This window comes from Bradyrhizobium sp. SZCCHNR2028, assembly GCF_032380995.1.
Classification (GTDB): Bacteria; Pseudomonadota; Alphaproteobacteria; order Rhizobiales; family Xanthobacteraceae; genus Bradyrhizobium.
Genome location: NZ_JAUHJF010000006.1, coordinates 271,206 through 285,390, shown reverse-complemented (window position 1 = coordinate 285,390; position 14,185 = coordinate 271,206). Strand labels below are relative to the sequence as shown.

Annotated in this window: 14 protein-coding genes; 7 read left to right on the top strand and 7 right to left on the bottom strand. The window is 65.7% G+C overall.

The features are described from left to right. Positions 1 to 139: 139 nt before the first annotated feature. From recF to dnaA, 4 genes are all read right to left on the bottom strand, one after another. Positions 140 to 1,276, bottom strand: coding sequence for a DNA replication/repair protein RecF (recF, locus tag QX121_RS13315; RefSeq protein WP_315812152.1), 1,137 nt, complete (start codon positions 1,274 to 1,276; stop codon positions 140 to 142). Positions 1,277 to 1,338: 62 nt separating this feature from the next. Next, positions 1,339 to 1,626 (bottom strand): GIY-YIG nuclease family protein, encoded by a 288-nt coding sequence (locus QX121_RS13310; RefSeq protein ID WP_315812151.1) that lies wholly within the window; start codon positions 1,624 to 1,626, stop codon positions 1,339 to 1,341. A gap of 69 nt (positions 1,627 to 1,695) precedes the next feature. Further along, complete coding sequence (gene dnaN, locus QX121_RS13305; RefSeq protein WP_315797205.1) at positions 1,696 to 2,814, bottom strand: DNA polymerase III subunit beta; 1,119 nt, start codon at positions 2,812 to 2,814, stop codon at positions 1,696 to 1,698. A gap of 310 nt (positions 2,815 to 3,124) precedes the next feature. After that, positions 3,125 to 4,564, bottom strand: a complete 1,440-nt coding sequence (dnaA, locus tag QX121_RS13300; protein WP_315812150.1) for a chromosomal replication initiator protein DnaA — start codon at positions 4,562 to 4,564, stop codon at positions 3,125 to 3,127. A 489-nt stretch (positions 4,565 to 5,053) separates the two neighbouring features. On the opposite strand from dnaA, the gene QX121_RS13295 reads away from it, so the two are divergent. Beyond that, positions 5,054 to 5,374 (top strand): hypothetical protein, encoded by a 321-nt coding sequence (locus QX121_RS13295; protein ID WP_315758097.1) that lies wholly within the window; start codon positions 5,054 to 5,056, stop codon positions 5,372 to 5,374. Positions 5,375 to 5,913: 539 nt separating this feature from the next. On the opposite strand, the gene rpsT is transcribed toward QX121_RS13295, so the two are convergent. Next, the gene (rpsT, locus tag QX121_RS13290) at positions 5,914 to 6,180 is read right to left on the bottom strand and encodes a 30S ribosomal protein S20 (protein ID WP_315715026.1); all 267 of its coding nucleotides are present in this window, start codon (positions 6,178 to 6,180) and stop codon (positions 5,914 to 5,916) included. A gap of 358 nt (positions 6,181 to 6,538) precedes the next feature. Here rpsT and QX121_RS13285 point away from each other — a divergent pair, with 358 nt between their 5' ends. From QX121_RS13285 to QX121_RS13275, 3 genes are all read left to right on the top strand, one after another. Then, positions 6,539 to 6,856, top strand: a complete 318-nt coding sequence (locus QX121_RS13285) for a hypothetical protein (RefSeq protein ID WP_315715027.1) — start codon at positions 6,539 to 6,541, stop codon at positions 6,854 to 6,856. A gap of 184 nt (positions 6,857 to 7,040) precedes the next feature. Next, on the top strand, positions 7,041 to 7,697 hold the full coding sequence (msrA, locus tag QX121_RS13280; protein WP_315735512.1) for a peptide-methionine (S)-S-oxide reductase MsrA: 657 nt from the start codon (positions 7,041 to 7,043) through the stop codon (positions 7,695 to 7,697). A 177-nt stretch (positions 7,698 to 7,874) separates the two neighbouring features. Beyond that, positions 7,875 to 8,591 carry a polysaccharide biosynthesis/export family protein gene (locus QX121_RS13275; protein ID WP_315812149.1) on the top strand — a complete coding sequence of 239 codons (717 nt, stop codon included), beginning with the start codon at positions 7,875 to 7,877 and terminating at the stop codon, positions 8,589 to 8,591. A gap of 161 nt (positions 8,592 to 8,752) precedes the next feature. On the opposite strand, the gene QX121_RS13270 is transcribed toward QX121_RS13275, so the two are convergent. Together QX121_RS13270 and QX121_RS13265 are read right to left on the bottom strand one after the other, a co-directional pair. After that, positions 8,753 to 9,424, bottom strand: a complete 672-nt coding sequence (locus QX121_RS13270) for a dienelactone hydrolase family protein (RefSeq protein ID WP_315812148.1) — start codon at positions 9,422 to 9,424, stop codon at positions 8,753 to 8,755. Between the two features lie 32 nt (positions 9,425 to 9,456). Then, positions 9,457 to 9,813 carry a hypothetical protein gene (locus QX121_RS13265; RefSeq protein ID WP_315812147.1) on the bottom strand — a complete coding sequence of 119 codons (357 nt, stop codon included), beginning with the start codon at positions 9,811 to 9,813 and terminating at the stop codon, positions 9,457 to 9,459. A 256-nt stretch (positions 9,814 to 10,069) separates the two neighbouring features. Here QX121_RS13265 and QX121_RS13260 point away from each other — a divergent pair, with 256 nt between their 5' ends. The 3 genes from QX121_RS13260 (at position 10,070) to QX121_RS13250 (ending at position 14,165) form a co-directional block, all read left to right on the top strand. Continuing rightward, positions 10,070 to 10,558, top strand: coding sequence for a (2Fe-2S)-binding protein (locus tag QX121_RS13260; protein WP_315735504.1), 489 nt, complete (start codon positions 10,070 to 10,072; stop codon positions 10,556 to 10,558). After that, positions 10,555 to 12,837 (top strand): xanthine dehydrogenase family protein molybdopterin-binding subunit, encoded by a 2,283-nt coding sequence (locus tag QX121_RS13255; protein ID WP_315812146.1) that lies wholly within the window; start codon positions 10,555 to 10,557, stop codon positions 12,835 to 12,837. The genes QX121_RS13260 and QX121_RS13255 overlap by 4 nt, the downstream gene beginning before the upstream one ends. Before the next feature lie 218 nt (positions 12,838 to 13,055). Further along, entirely contained in the window at positions 13,056 to 14,165 is a 1,110-nt protein-coding gene (locus tag QX121_RS13250; RefSeq protein ID WP_315735500.1) for an HD-GYP domain-containing protein, read from the top strand. The last annotated feature ends 20 nt before the right edge of the window (positions 14,166 to 14,185 follow it).

Genomic DNA, 14,185 nt, shown 5'->3' with positions numbered 1-14,185 from the left:
CCTTGCCGAGCACGGGCATCGCTCTGGCTCTCGGCAGGGATGTGGGGCTCGTCGCCGAGCGCTTGGGCGCCGGCAGGTGCCTGCCGTCCAACGACAGCTCCTTGAACCGGCGAACTGACAGGTTCAGCGGCGGAGCGAGTTACCGCCGCGCGCTGATCCGCCCCGCCTCGACGTCGAAGATCTCGCCGAGCTCGCGTAGTTCGGCGAACGCCGCGGGATCGGCGCCGGTCAGCCATACCTGGGCACCGAGCGTGCCCAGCTCGGCGAACAAAGCGGTGCGGCGGCCGGGATCGAGATGGGCGACGATCTCGTCGAGCAGCAGCATCGGCACGATGCCGGTGGTCTCGGCCACGAGCGTCGCATGCGCAAGGATGAGACCGATCAGCAGCGCCTTCTGCTCGCCGGTCGACGCGTCGCGCGCCGGCATGTTCTTCGGCGCATAGACGACATGGAGATCGGTGAGATGCGGGCCGTCGAGCGTGCGGCCGGCGGCGGCATCGCGCGCGCGATTGTCGCGCAGGACAGCGCGATAGCGGTCCTCCACCGCGAGCGCGGGTTCGGTCAGCAGCGCATTCTCCATCCAGCCGTCGAGCGCAATCTCGGCGGACGGGAACGCGGAGGCAGCACCGCGCTGACGCAGCATCGCAGCGAGCTTCACCGCGGTCTGGCCGCGGCTGGCAGCGACGGCGACCGCGAGCTCCGCAGTCTCGCGCTCGATGGCGTCACACCAATGGTCGTCGAAATTGCGAACCTCGAGCAGCCGGTTGCGCGAGCGCAACGAGCGCTCCAGCGCCGACACCCGGCTCGAATGCGCGCTGTCGATCGCCAGCACCAGGCGGTCGAAGAAGCGCCGTCGCTCCGATGCCGCGCCCATGAACAGGCCGTCCATCGAAGGCGTCAGCCACACCATGCGGATGTGGTCGCCGAAGGCGGCCGCCGAGCCGACCGGCTCGCGGTCGATGCGGCAGCGGCGCGTGGTGTTCGCATCGCTGCGCGGCGGCTCGATGCCGGTGCCGAAGGTCGTCAGCCCCAGCGCGCCCTCGACCTCCGCCGAGACCGCCCACGACCCGTCGCCCTGGTTGTCGGCGACGTCCTCCAGGGTGGCACGGCGCAGGCCGCGGCCCGGCGCGAAGAACGAGATCGCCTCCAGGAAATTGGTCTTGCCGGCGCCGTTGGCCCCGACCAGCGCGACCATGTCCGCCTGCACGCTGACGCTGGCAGCGCGATAGCTGCGAAAATGCGTCAGCGCGAGGCGGTTGATGCGGGAGGGGGTCATCGGGAGGAGCTGGGACCTTGATTCGTCATTGCCGGGCTTGACCCGGCAATCCATCGTCCGCGTCAGCGGACTATTTCATCATATAGATCGCGCCAGTCAGGATTGCTCGCGACGATCAGGTCGATCTTCCATTCACGCGACCAGTGCTTGATATTCTTCTCACGCTGCAGCGCCGCCGCGATTGTTTCATGCGTCTCGAAGTAGACGAGGCGCTTGATGCCATAGCGGCGCGTAAAGTTCTCGGCGAGACCTTCGCGGTGCTCATAGACGCGCCGGACGAGATCATTGGTCACGCCGACATACAGCGTGCCGCCCGGCTTGCTCGCGAGAGTGTAAACCCAGTAGGCCATTTGTAAGGATGGATGGCCGGGTCAAGCCCGGCCATGACGGGTTAAACTCGATCTCGCAGCAGTCTCGCCTCACACCCGCATCGGCATCAGCACATACAGCGCGTTGCGGTTGTCGCGGTCCTGGATCAGCGTCGGCGAGCCCGGATCGGCGAGGCGGAGCACGGCGACCTCGCCCTCGATCTGCGCGGCGATGTCGAGCAGATAGCGCGAGTTGAAGCCGATATCGAGCGCGTCCGAGGCGTACTCGACCTCGAGCTCCTCGGTGGCGCTGCCGGAATCCGGGTTGGTGACGGAGAGCACCAGCTTGCCGGGGGAGAGGGCGAGCTTCACGGCGCGGCCGCGCTCGGAGGAAATGGTGGAGACGCGGTCGACGGCGGCGGCGAAATCGGCCTTGTCGACGACAAGCTCCTTGTCGTTGTTCTGCGGAATGACGCGGCCGTAATCCGGGAAGGTGCCGTCGATCAGCTTCGAGGTCAGCACCACCTGTCCCAGCGTGAAGCGGATCTTGCCTTGCGACAGCTCGATCCTGATCTCGCTGTCATTGTCCTCGATCAGCCGCTGCACTTCGCCGACGGTCTTGCGCGGCACGATCACGCCCGGCATCTCGGCGGCGCCGGCAGGCTGGGGCAGGTCGACCTGGGCGAGGCGGTGGCCGTCGGTTGCAACCGCGCGCAGGGTCGGCTGCTTGGCGGTGCCGCCGGCGTGCAGATAGATGCCGTTCAGGTAATAGCGCGTCTCCTCGGTGGAGATCGCGAACTGCGTGCGGTCGATCAGGCTCTTGACGTCCTTGGCGGGAACCCCGAACGCATGCGTCATTTCGCCCGCGGCGAGATCCGGGAAGTCGCTCTCCGGCAGGGTCTGCAAGGTGAACTTGGAGCGGCCGGCGCGGATCGCGAGCACTGCGCGCTCGCCGTCGCTCTCCAGCACGATCTGCGAGCCGTCCGGCAGCTTGCGGACGATGTCGTAGAACATGTGCGCCGGAACGGTGGTTGAGCCCGCGGTGGCGGTCTCGGCGGCCAGGGTTTCCGTCACTTCGAGATCGAGATCGGTCGCGCGCAGCGACAGCCGGGCATTCTCGGCGCGGACCAGCACGTTACCCAGGATCGGGATGGTGTTGCGCCGCTCGACCACACGATGGACGTGGCCCAGCGACTTCAGGAGCTGTGCGCGTTCGACGGTCACCTTCATTGCACTATACCCGCCCGTTCCAACTGAGCTTGTCCTGGAATGCCGGCGGGCTGAGCAGCGCCGCGGCCGATGGCACCTCGCGCCCGAACGGCGCTTGGCCAGCGTCCAGGAGCGTGAGGGGGAGGCGTAAAGTGGCGCGGATGAGGCCCGAGCGCAAGGGATGGCGGGCCGATTTCCCACGTTTCGGCAGGTGCTTCCGCGATCCGCAGGCCGGGTCCGAGAACGACGTCCGAGGACAGCGTCGAAGGGCCGGGACAACGGCCCGGCTGGGGGCGAACCTTCTGTCCGCTCCCCTGGCCGTGCGTGCCGTCTAGTCCTGCAACTGGCGCTTGAGCGACTCGACCTCGTCGTTCAGCGCGATGTCCTTGCCGACCAGCGCTTCGATCTTGCGCACCGCATGCAGCACGGTGGTGTGATCGCGTCCGCCGAAGCGGCGGCCGATCTCGGGCAGCGAGCGCAGGGTCAGCGTCTTGGCGAGGTACATCGCGACCTGGCGCGGCCGCACCACGTTGGCGGTGCGGCGCGACGACAACAGGTCGGAGCGGCTGACGTTGTACTGCCGCGCCACGACGCGCTGGATGTCCTCGATCTTGATGCGCTTCGGTTCCTGCGGCCGCACCAGGTCGCGCACCTCGCGCTCGGCCATGTCGAGCGTGACCGGCTGGTTGTTGAGCTTGGAATGCGCCAGCAGGCGGTTGATCGCGCCTTCGAGATCGCGGCCGTTATGGGTGATGGAGCGGGCGAGATAGTCGAGCACCGGCTCCGGCACGTCGAAGCTCGCATGATGCGCGCGGGCCGCGGCGACGCGCGATTTGAGAATGCCGAGGCGCAGATCCTCGCCGAGCGAGCCCATCTCCACGACGAGGCCGCCGGCAAGCCGCGAGCGGACGCGATCATCGAGGCTTTCGAGGTCTGACGGCGGCCGATCGGCTGCGATGACGACCTGTCGTCCCGCATCGATCAGCGCGTTCAGCGTATGGCAGAACTCGGCCTGGGTCGATTTGCCCTGCAGGAACTGCAGGTCGTCGATCACGAGCACGTCGATGCCGCGCAGCGCTTCCTTGAAGGCCAGCGCGGTCTGCGATTTCAGCGCCGCGACGAAGCCGTACATGAATTTCTCGGCGGTGAGGTACAGCACCTTGCGCTCGCCGCCGGCATTGCCGGCCCAGGTGACGGCCTGCAGCAGATGCGTCTTGCCCAGCCCGACGCCGGCATGAATGTAGAGTGGGTTGAACATCACGGGGTCGCCGCGGCGGCCGTCCGCGACCTGGCGCGCTGCGGCATGGGCCAGCGTGTTGGCGCGGCCGACGACGAAGCTCGCGAAGGTCAGCCGCGGATCGAGCGGCGAGCCGCCGAGCGCGTCATGGCTCGTGGCGAGCGAAGCCGCAGCCGACGCAGTTCGCGTGTCGGCGCTCGTCGCCAGCCGGTTGTCGTTACGCTCGGCCCGGCGGGCTTCGACGGCGACGGGGGCTTCCTTGACCGGCGTCGCGCAGCGCATTGCGGTGCGAACGGACAGATCGATGCGGTGCACCTCCGGCATCTCGGCCTGCCAGCACGACAGCACGCGCTCGGCATAATGCGCCTGGATCCAGCTCTTCAGGAAACGCGTCGGCACCGACAGATGGACGCTTTCGTTCTGAACGGCCTCGAGGTCCATGCGGGCAAACCAGCTCGTATAGACGTCCTCGCCGACGGTCGAGCGCAGCCGCCCCTTCACGCGAGACCAGCGATCCTGTTCCGAATTTGTCATGGCAGTCGCAACTTTTCGAATTGAGTGGTGGTGTCGTGTGATCGCCGGGCAGACGTCCCGTGAAAGGACACGTGTGCCGCAGCGAGACCTCGAGCGGAGGCTCAACTCCAGACATGGCTCGCCGTTCGGCGCGGACGCCGTCGGGCCATCAATGCTGGTGGAAGAAGCTTCTCCGCGAGGTCAGCGCATACTCAGATGCGCGATGGACGCCGGAGGGCCGATCGCCGTGCTGGCAATGGCCGGGCTGGAGATGTCGATCACTTCAGTGTTGACCGCCAAGGGTGCGTTATCCGGAACCAGCCTATGGTGTGTGCCCGCAATGTGTCCGTAAAACATGCAACCTCCCCGCCCTGCCGTGATTGCTCACGGCAAGTTGTCATCCCAATGCCGCCGCGCCTGAACCCCAAGATTCAGCCGCACCGCCGTACATCCCGTCCAACTTGTCCACTCGGTGAGCGAAGCCGCCACGAGCTTCAGCCGGGTCGACCGATGTCGTATCTCTCTTGTTCAAAGCGGCGCAACGATGATGCTGCGCCCGAGAAATTTCGACAAAGTTCAGTCGTTCCCCATATTGCTATGGGTACAGATCCGGCCATCGCTTTGGAAAGCGTCGCCAACGCGCACACCGCCGCCGATTTGCACGTCCGCCCCGTTTCTAAAACCGCGCTGGTCTCAAGATCGTGGGCGCCGCGAGTGATTAAAGAAATACACGATGCGTCGGGACTCGCAATCCATAAGATCGGAGCACGCGTTACGAGTCTTCGCGGCGGTTGCGACGCGGTGTTGCGCGTTAAGAAAGCAACGTTTTGAATCATCGCGAGGAATCTCTGATGTGACAAACAACATCGTCTGCCCAAAATTTCTTCATAATTTTTTTATGTTTCGACCGGCCTCACCCGCTTTTCCAATCACTTGGTCGCGCTATGCACTTAAGTCATTTTCGAAACGATGTTTTTCGCGATTGCTCGAAGCGGGTAACTCCCGCGATGCGCGGTGCGCAAAGTGAGCGGCGCATCGCGCGCTCTTGACAGCGATGCGCAAGCGCGGCGCGCAGATTCGCAGCTGTTTCAGATGAGACAATATTGTCACTGCGTAAAAATACGGAACTTCACGTAGTTCCGACGGAACCTGTGTCAGGCGCGCACGATATCGCGCGGGTTCCACCACGCGCGAAGATCGTATTCGCGATGCGATATCACCATCAAGATGTGACCATCAAATGGAGAAGGCGCGGCGAGCGATGGAGGGATGCGCGACAGCGGAACGCGCAATTGAAAATGGCACAAAAGAAAAGCCCGGCGCGAGCCGGGCTGTTTGCATCTTGATAGTTCGTCAGCCGCGCGATCGCGTCACTTCGCGAGCTTGGCGATCTGATGCGTGAGGCGCGACACTTTGCGGCTCGCGTTGTTCTTGTGAATGATGTTGCGCTGCGCGGCGCGCATCAGCTGCGGCTCGGCATTGGCCATCGCCTTCAGCGCGGCGTCGCGATCGCCCTTCTTGATCGCGTCCTCGACGGAGCGAACCGCGCCGCGCATCTGGGTGCGGCGCGACTTGTTGATGATGGTGCGGCGGGCAATCTTGCGCGTCGCTTTCTTCGCGGAAGTCGTGTTGGCCATGCTCTCAAATATCCTTCGGCGGCGAGCAGTCGCCGCTCTTGCGGGTACGCGCGCGGCCCGCTTGACGCGGCCCCATCGACGCGGTGGGTTGTTCGGACGCCTCTCTGAGAATGCCATGACCGGAGCAGTTGCTCGGCGGATCGGCGCTGCTCAAAGAACAGCGGCGGCGGGATTGCGCCCACCGCCATTGGCGACCTTATAGGGGCAGCCCTGGCGAGCGTCAACGGTCTCGGAGCGCCCCGCCGCGGCTGGAATCGGCCAAAACCCGGTTCTAAGCCCCTGACGAGGTTGAATTTCTGCGGGGCCCCCGCTATGGCCTTGCTGCCCGAGAGGGCGTGCGAGAGAGGGCAGGTGAGGCATGATCCGCGGTTTTTTCCGTCTGGTGGGGCTGTTGCTGCTGGCCGGAAGCTTCATCTTCCTGGTCTATGACGGCGCGCGCTGGGTGGCCGACCAGACCCTGCAGTTCACCCGGTTCGGCCAGCTCTGGAACGACGTCCACCAGGCGAGCCAAGCCGCCTTCAAGGCCTGGATCGAGGCCAAGGCCCCGTTCTTGTGGGAGTGGATCGTCAAGGTGTTTTTGGACCAGCCGGTGTTTGCGGTGCTTGGCCTGCTCGGAATCCTGCTGATGCTGCTGTTCCGGCCGCGCAAGCCGCTGATCGGCTATGGACGCGACTGAGCGCGGCGGTTCGTCTCGCCGCGCCGGCAGCAGTACTGGATTCCGCTCGGAGCGCGACGCGGGAACCGCTGGCGCGGCGTAACGGCGCTACTGCTCGTCCCGTAGAGCCCTATATATTCCCCTGACAAGAGGTCATCGCGCCGTGGGCCGTCCCGCGGGCGCTGGCCATGAGCGGAGACATCCCATGTTCTTCATGCGCAAAGCCCCTGCCATGCCGTCTGCCGCCGAGGCGCTGCCCGGCCGCGCTCTGCCGATCCCGACCGCCGCGACGCATTTCGTCAACGGTCGCCGCCTGTTGCCGCCCTATCCGGACGGCCTCGAGCAGGCCGTGTTCGGGCTCGGCTGTTTCTGGGGCGCGGAGCGCAAGTTCTGGCAGCTCGGTGACGGCATCCACGTCACCGCCGTCGGCTATGCCGGAGGCCATACGCCGAACCCGACCTACGAGGAGGTGTGCTCGGGGCAGACGGCGCATACGGAGGTCGTGCTGGTGGTGTTCGATCCCAAGATCATGTCCTACGAGCGCCTCTTGAAGACGTTCTGGGAGAGCCACGACCCGACCCAGGGCATGCGTCAGGGCAACGACGTCGGCACGCAATATCGCTCAGCGATCTACACGTTCAGCGATGCGCAGCGCGAGGCGGCCGAGGCGTCGAAGGCGGCCTACGAATCGGCGCTGCGCGCCAAGGGGCTCGGAGCGATTACGACCGAGATCGTCCCGGCGGGGCCGTTCTATTTCGCCGAGGATTATCATCAGCAGTACCTGGCCAAGAATCCGGCCGGATATTGCGGCCTCGGCGGCACTGGCGTCGCGTGCCCGATCGGTGTCGGCGTGAGCGCATAGGCCGGGCTGAGCGCGCCGGATCACGGTGACCATCGGATCCCTCTCCCACGCCGTGGGAGGGGGATTTTTTTCGGGCCGCTTTCACCGTGGCCGCTTGCGACGGGGGACTGCGCGCCAACGGTTTGTTAACCTTAACCGCGCATGACTAGCGCACATCCTCATTCAAGGATTGTTCGAGTGCGCGCGTTGTTTGTTCCGGTCATTACCGTCCTGTCCGCGATCCTGTTGTCGGGCTGCATGCAGACGATCTCCCCCGTCGCTGCCGTCCAGCCGCAGAGCGATCTCGACGCGATGGCCTATGGAACGCCTTCCACCGGCCCGGTTGCCGCCACCGGGCAGGGTGGAGCGATTCCTACGTTGCGCAACTCGTTCGCTGCCGCCACCCGCGCAGACGCCTATGTCGTTCCCGCCGGCTATGCGCCGGCGCGCCGCGACTCCGTCTATCATCTCGATGCCGGCGACAAGCTGCGCGTCGTCGTCTACGGCCAGGAGGGCCTGACCAACACCTATGCGATTGATGCGTCCGGATCGATCACGATGCCGCTGATCGGCAGCGTGCCGGCGCGCGGCCGCACCACCGCCGGCCTCGCCGCCGAGATCACCGCCAAGCTGCGCAACGGCTACATCCGCGAGCCCTCGGTGGCGGTCGAGATCGAAGCCTATCGCCCGTTCTTCATCCTCGGCGAGGTGCAGGCGCCCGGCCAATACCCCTACGTGCCCAACATGACGGTGGAGAGCGCGATCGCGATCGCCGGCGGCTTCTCGCCTCGGGCGCGGCGCGACGTCGTCACCCTGACCCACACCGATGCATCCGGCGCCGCGCGCTATGAGGTGCCGCTCGGCACCTCGCTCAAGCCGGGCGACACCATCCAGGTCGGCGAGCGCTGGTTCTGACCTCCATAGGAATCGCTGCACGCTCGCGATGACGCGTGGCGCAGAACGATGCGCCCCCCTCTTCTTTCATCGTTGCGAGCGAGGCGAAGCACTCCAGAGTCGCACGCGACGCTCTGGATTGCTTCGTCGCTTCGCTCCTCGCAATGACGGTGGTGCGGTGATCAGCGCAGGTGCTGGGCAAAGAACGCCAGGCTGCGCGTCCAGGCGAGGTCAGCGCTCGGCTGGTCGTAGCTGGCGCGCTCGTCGCAGCCAAAGCCGTGCTGGGCGCCGGGGTAGATGAAAATCTCGACGTCCGGCCGCTTGGCCTTGATGGTCTCGACGTCGCTCAAGGGAATGCCCGCGTCCTTCTCGCCGAAATGTAGCTGAGTCGGCACCGTCGGCTTGTCGTCGGCGAACCGCGCGACAGCGCCGCCATAATAGCCGACGGCGGCGCGGAGGCCCGACAGCTTGGTCGCAGCCGCATAGGCGATGCTGCCGCCGAGGCAGAAGCCGATGATGCCGACCGGCCCGACATTCTTCACGACGTCGATTGCGGCCTGGGTGTCGCGCAAAAAGGCCGCCCAATCCGGATTGGCGACGAACTTGCGCGCGACCGCGATCTCGTCGGGCGAATAGCCTGAGGTGAAGCCGGGCTCGACGCGGTCGAAGATCGCCGGCGCGATCGCAACGTAACCCTCGGCGGCGAGGCGGTCGCAGACGTTGCGGATGTGATGGTTGACACCGAAGATCTCCTGGATGACGACCAGCGCGCGCTTTGCAGTTCCGGTCGGATCGGCGCGGTAGGCGCCGAGCTGGAAGCCATCAGATGCCGTCAGCTTGATGTCTTGTCCCACGTTCTGTCCTCTTTGCGGTCGTCAGGCGCGTGTCAGCGCCACATCCAGTTGGTGCCGTAGTCCTCTTTCCAGCCGGTCAGCCGTCCCCTGCGGAACTTCAGGTAGAGGCGGTGATGGTGCGAGACCAGTCCGCTGCCGCCGAGATTACGCAGTGCCAGAAAGGTCTCGTTGCCGGGCGTGCCGTTCAGATAGATCAACGGCTGCTCCAGCACGCGCGATGTCTCACCGACATCCATGCCGAAGGCAAGCGGCGTGACGTTGGATGACGTCGCTGTGAAAGGCGCGTCGGCGACGCTCAGCGTCTGCCCTGCCGCGGCAGGGGGAACGGCCGACAGGCTCGGCAGCATGGCCGCAGCCAGGCACAGCGTCATACGTGCGGATGGTCTCATGGGCTGAAATCTCCTTTCGCTGTCGCGTTGGCTGCACCTCTTCCTAGCGTGCCCGGCGCCATCAGCCCAGCATCGTTCGCGCTGCACAACGTAAAATGCCAATTCAATTCGCAAGCCGGCGGTCAAATCCCGTTGCGTCGTCGTGGCAACGCGATCATTCTTATGATGGCTGGCATCTATCCGGTGGGTCCCAGCGAATCGATAAAACCGAACTTCGCCCTAAGCGAAGTCGCACGCCGGGCGGGGAAGAAACCAAATGCCCAATCTCACCATCAACGGGCGGACCATGTCCGTCGACGCGGCGCATGACACGCCGCTGCTATGGGTCATCCGCGAGCAGTTGCAGATGACCGGCACCAAGTTCGGCTGCGGCGCCGGGCTGTGCGGAGCCTGCACCGTTCATGTCAACGGCGAGGCCGTGCGCTCGTGCCAGACTATGGTCGGCGACGTCGCGAACAAGAAGATCACCACCATCGAGGGGCTGTCGCAGAAGGGCGATCATCCGTTGCAGAAGGCGTGGATCGCCGAGCAGGTGCCGCAATGCGGCTACTGCCAGTCCGGCCAGATCATGCAGGCGGCCTCGCTGCTCGCCAAGACCACGAGCCCGACCAAGGAGGAGATCGTCGCGCATATGGACGGCAATCTCTGCCGCTGCATGACCTATTCGCGGATTCAGAAGGCGATCCAGCGCGCCGCGTCCGAGATGCGCACCGCGTCCAACACGAGCGACCGGAGGGCGACATGAACCAGCATGTGAAAGCATCGCCGACGATGGCCACCGATCTCAGCCGCCGCTCCTTCCTGGTCGGCACCGCCGCCACCGGTCTCGTGCTCGGCTATGCCGGGCTGCCTGGTCACGCGCTCGCAGCAGCGGCACCTGCGAACTTCGAGCCCAGCGTGTGGTACGCGATTGCGCCGGATGGCATCGTGACCGTGACCTGCGGCAAGGCCGACATGGGCCAGCACATCGCATCTACCATGGCGCAGATCGTCTGCGAGGAGCTCGGCGCCGCCTGGAAGGACATGCGGGTCCAACTCTCCTCCAACGATCCGAAGTACAACGATCCCGTGCTCGGCGCCCAGATCACAGGCGGCAGCTGGAGCACGATGATGAACTTCGACGCCATGAGCCGCGCCGGCGCCGCCGGCCGCATCGCGCTCACCGAGGCGGCCGCGACCGCGATGGGCGTGCCGGCAAAGGAGCTCGTGGTGCGCGACAGCGTTGTCATGCATCCGAAATCGAAGAAGCAGATGACCTATGCCGAGATCGTCAAGAGCGGCAAGATCACCAAGAGCTTCTCAGCCGACGAGTTGAAGGCGCTGACGCTCAAGACGCCCGATCAGTACACCATGATCGGCGTCTCGGTGCCGCAGCTCGACATCCCCTCCAAGACCAACGGCACGGCGAAATATGGCATCGATACGATGCTGCCGGGCATGGTCTACGGCAAGGTCGTCACGCCGCCGGTGCGCTTCGGCGCGACGGTCACGGCGGTCGACGACTCCGAGGCCAAGAAGGTGCCGGGCTTCATCAAGGCAGTGACGCTCGACGACAAGACCGGCTCGACCTCGGGCTGGGTGGTCGCGGTCGCCAATACCTATGCCAACGCCAGAAAGGCGGCGGACGCGCTCAAGATCAGCTACGACAAGGGCCCGTATGCCAATGTCAGCACCGACACCATCATCACCGAGGCGATGCGGCTGCAGGCGCAGGACGACGCCGGGCAGTTCTTCGTCAAGGACGGCGATGCCACGGCGGCTTTGTCGGGCGCGGCCAAGGTGCTGGAGGCGGAGTACACCACCAGCATCAACATCCATGCGCCGCTGGAGCCGATGAACGCGACCGCCGAGTTCAAGGGCGACATCCTGCACATCTACTCCGGCAATCAGTTCGCGACCCGCTCCGGCGCGATCGCGGCAGGTGCCGCCGGGATCGATCCGAAATACGTCGTGATGCACCAGGCCTGGCTCGGCGGCGGCTTCGGCCGCAGGCTCGATGCCGACATGATGGTGCCGGCGGTGCAGGCGGCCAAGGCGGTCGGCAAGCCGGTCAAGGTGATCTACTCCCGCGAGAACGACATGACGATGGACTACTCGCGGCCGCTCACCTACCAGAAGGTCAAGGCGGGCCTCGACAGCAATGGCAAGCTCATCGCCCTGAGCCATGACGTCGTCTCGGCGTGGCCGACGGCGCGCTGGGGCATCCCCGACTTCCTGTCGCCCTCGGTCGACAAGAAGGGGCCGCTCGACTCCTTCACGGTCAACGGTGCCGACTTCTTCTACACGGTGCCCAACCACCATGTGCGCGCGATCAAGAACGAGCTCGCCCACAATGCGACGCCGTCCGGGCAATTGCGCTCGGTGGCGCCGGGTTGGACGTTCTGGGCGGTCGAGAGCATGATCGACGAGATCGCGGTGGCCTCGGGGCAGGACCCGGCGCAGTTCCGCATCGCGCTGCTCGACGGCAAGGGCAAGAACGACGGCGGCGCGCAGCGGCTGCGCAACACGCTGCTGGCGGCGATGGGCCTGTCCGGCTACGGCGCCAAGAAGCTGCCGCCGGGCGAAGGCATGGGCGTGTCCTGCGTGTCGTCGCAGGAGCGCGCCACCGCGAGCTGGACGGCGTGCGTCGCCCATGTCGCGGTTGCCCCTTCGGGGGCGGTCACGGTGAAGAAGCTCACGGTGGCGACCGACGTCGGCACGCAGGTCCATCCCGACAACATCCGCGCCCAGGTCGAGGGCGCGGCGCTGTGGGGCTTGTCGCTCGCGATGTACGAGAAGGCGACTTTGAAGGACGGCGGCATCGAGCAGACCAACTTCGACAGCTACACGCCGCTGAGGATGAGCCAGGTGCCGGAGGTCGCGATCGCCGTGATCGCCAATGGGGAGAAGGCGACCGGCGTCGGCGAGCCCGCGGTGACCGTGGTCGCGCCGGCGCTCGGCAACGCCATCTACAACGCCTGTGGCGCGCGGCTGCGCTCGCTGCCGATCACCGCCGCAGCGGTCAAGGCGGCGATGAAGGCGTAGCGTCGTCGCGAGACCATCGCTGTATCTGGGAACCGCCGGAGCCCGTCTCTGGCGGTTGCTTTTTGCGCCGCAGTCACATCCCCGCGCCGCACGATTTGAACGATTCCCTTAACGTCTCGCTCACCTGAAACGATACAGCTTGAATGATCGGCTTAAGCCGCGACGAACCCGTATGCCGGTAACTTGCATGGGCAGCAAACCGCAGGGGGCGAGCACGTATGAGCGCGACAGCCAAGCAGACCGTGACCCAGACCGCGACCAGGCGCCATCTCCTGCTCGCGTCGGATCGCGGTGACCAGAGCAGCGAGCTGGCGCGCATCCTGCGCTCGGTCGGCGATGTCGACATGATGCCGACCACCGAGATCCCCGAGAACCCCGGCAACCGCTTCTCCGGCGTCATCGTCGACATCAACCTGCGCTCGCCGGAGAGCGTGCAGCGGGTGCGCAAGAAGCTCTCGTCGCGCGCCTATAGCGAGGTGCCCCGCCTGTTCGTGCTCGCCGAGGCGCTGCACCATGCCACCATGCAGGCATGGGCGCTGGGCGCCACCGACACCATTGCGCGTCCGTTCAGCCCCGCCGACGTGCTGCAGCGCATTCGCTCGGCGCTTCCCGCCGACGACGGCTATGACGAGACCGATCGCGGCAAGCTGCTCAATCGCGGCGTCGAGGCGGCGCAGGCCGTCATGGTCAAGATCTTCGAGAAGCTGCCCGCCGGCGTCCAGTTGACGATGGAGGACATCGTCGCGGCCGAGAACAAGATCCTGAAGGCGATCAAGCACTCCTCGCTGCGCGAGTGGATGACCGTGGTCGGCTGCCATCACAACGACACCTATCGGCATTGCCTGTTCGTGACCGGCCTCGCGGTCGGCTTCTCGATTCATCTGGGCATGCGCGACGACGATCAGCGCCGGCTGGTCCGCGCGGCGCTGCTGCACGACGTCGGCAAGGCGTTCATTCCGGTCGCCGTCCTCGACAAGCAGGGCAAGCTGACGGCGGAGGAGATCGCGCTGCTGCGCCAGCATCCGCGCCGTGGCTACGAGGCGCTGTGGCGGCAGGGCGGCTTCCCGCCGGAGATGCTCGACGTGATCCTGCATCACCACGAGTTCCTCGACGGCTCCGGCTATCCCGACGCGCTGCACAACGAGCAGATCAGCGACATCGTCCGCCTCACCACGATCGTCGACATCTACGCCGCGCTGATCGAGCACCGCGCCTATCGACCGGCCTTCACGCATGCGCGCGCGTTTCAGATCATGGAGAACATGGGCCCGAAGCTCGACCAGCAGCTGCTGCAGGCGTTTCGCCCGGTCGCGATGGGCGCGCATTAGGACCGCGTGTCGTAACCTCG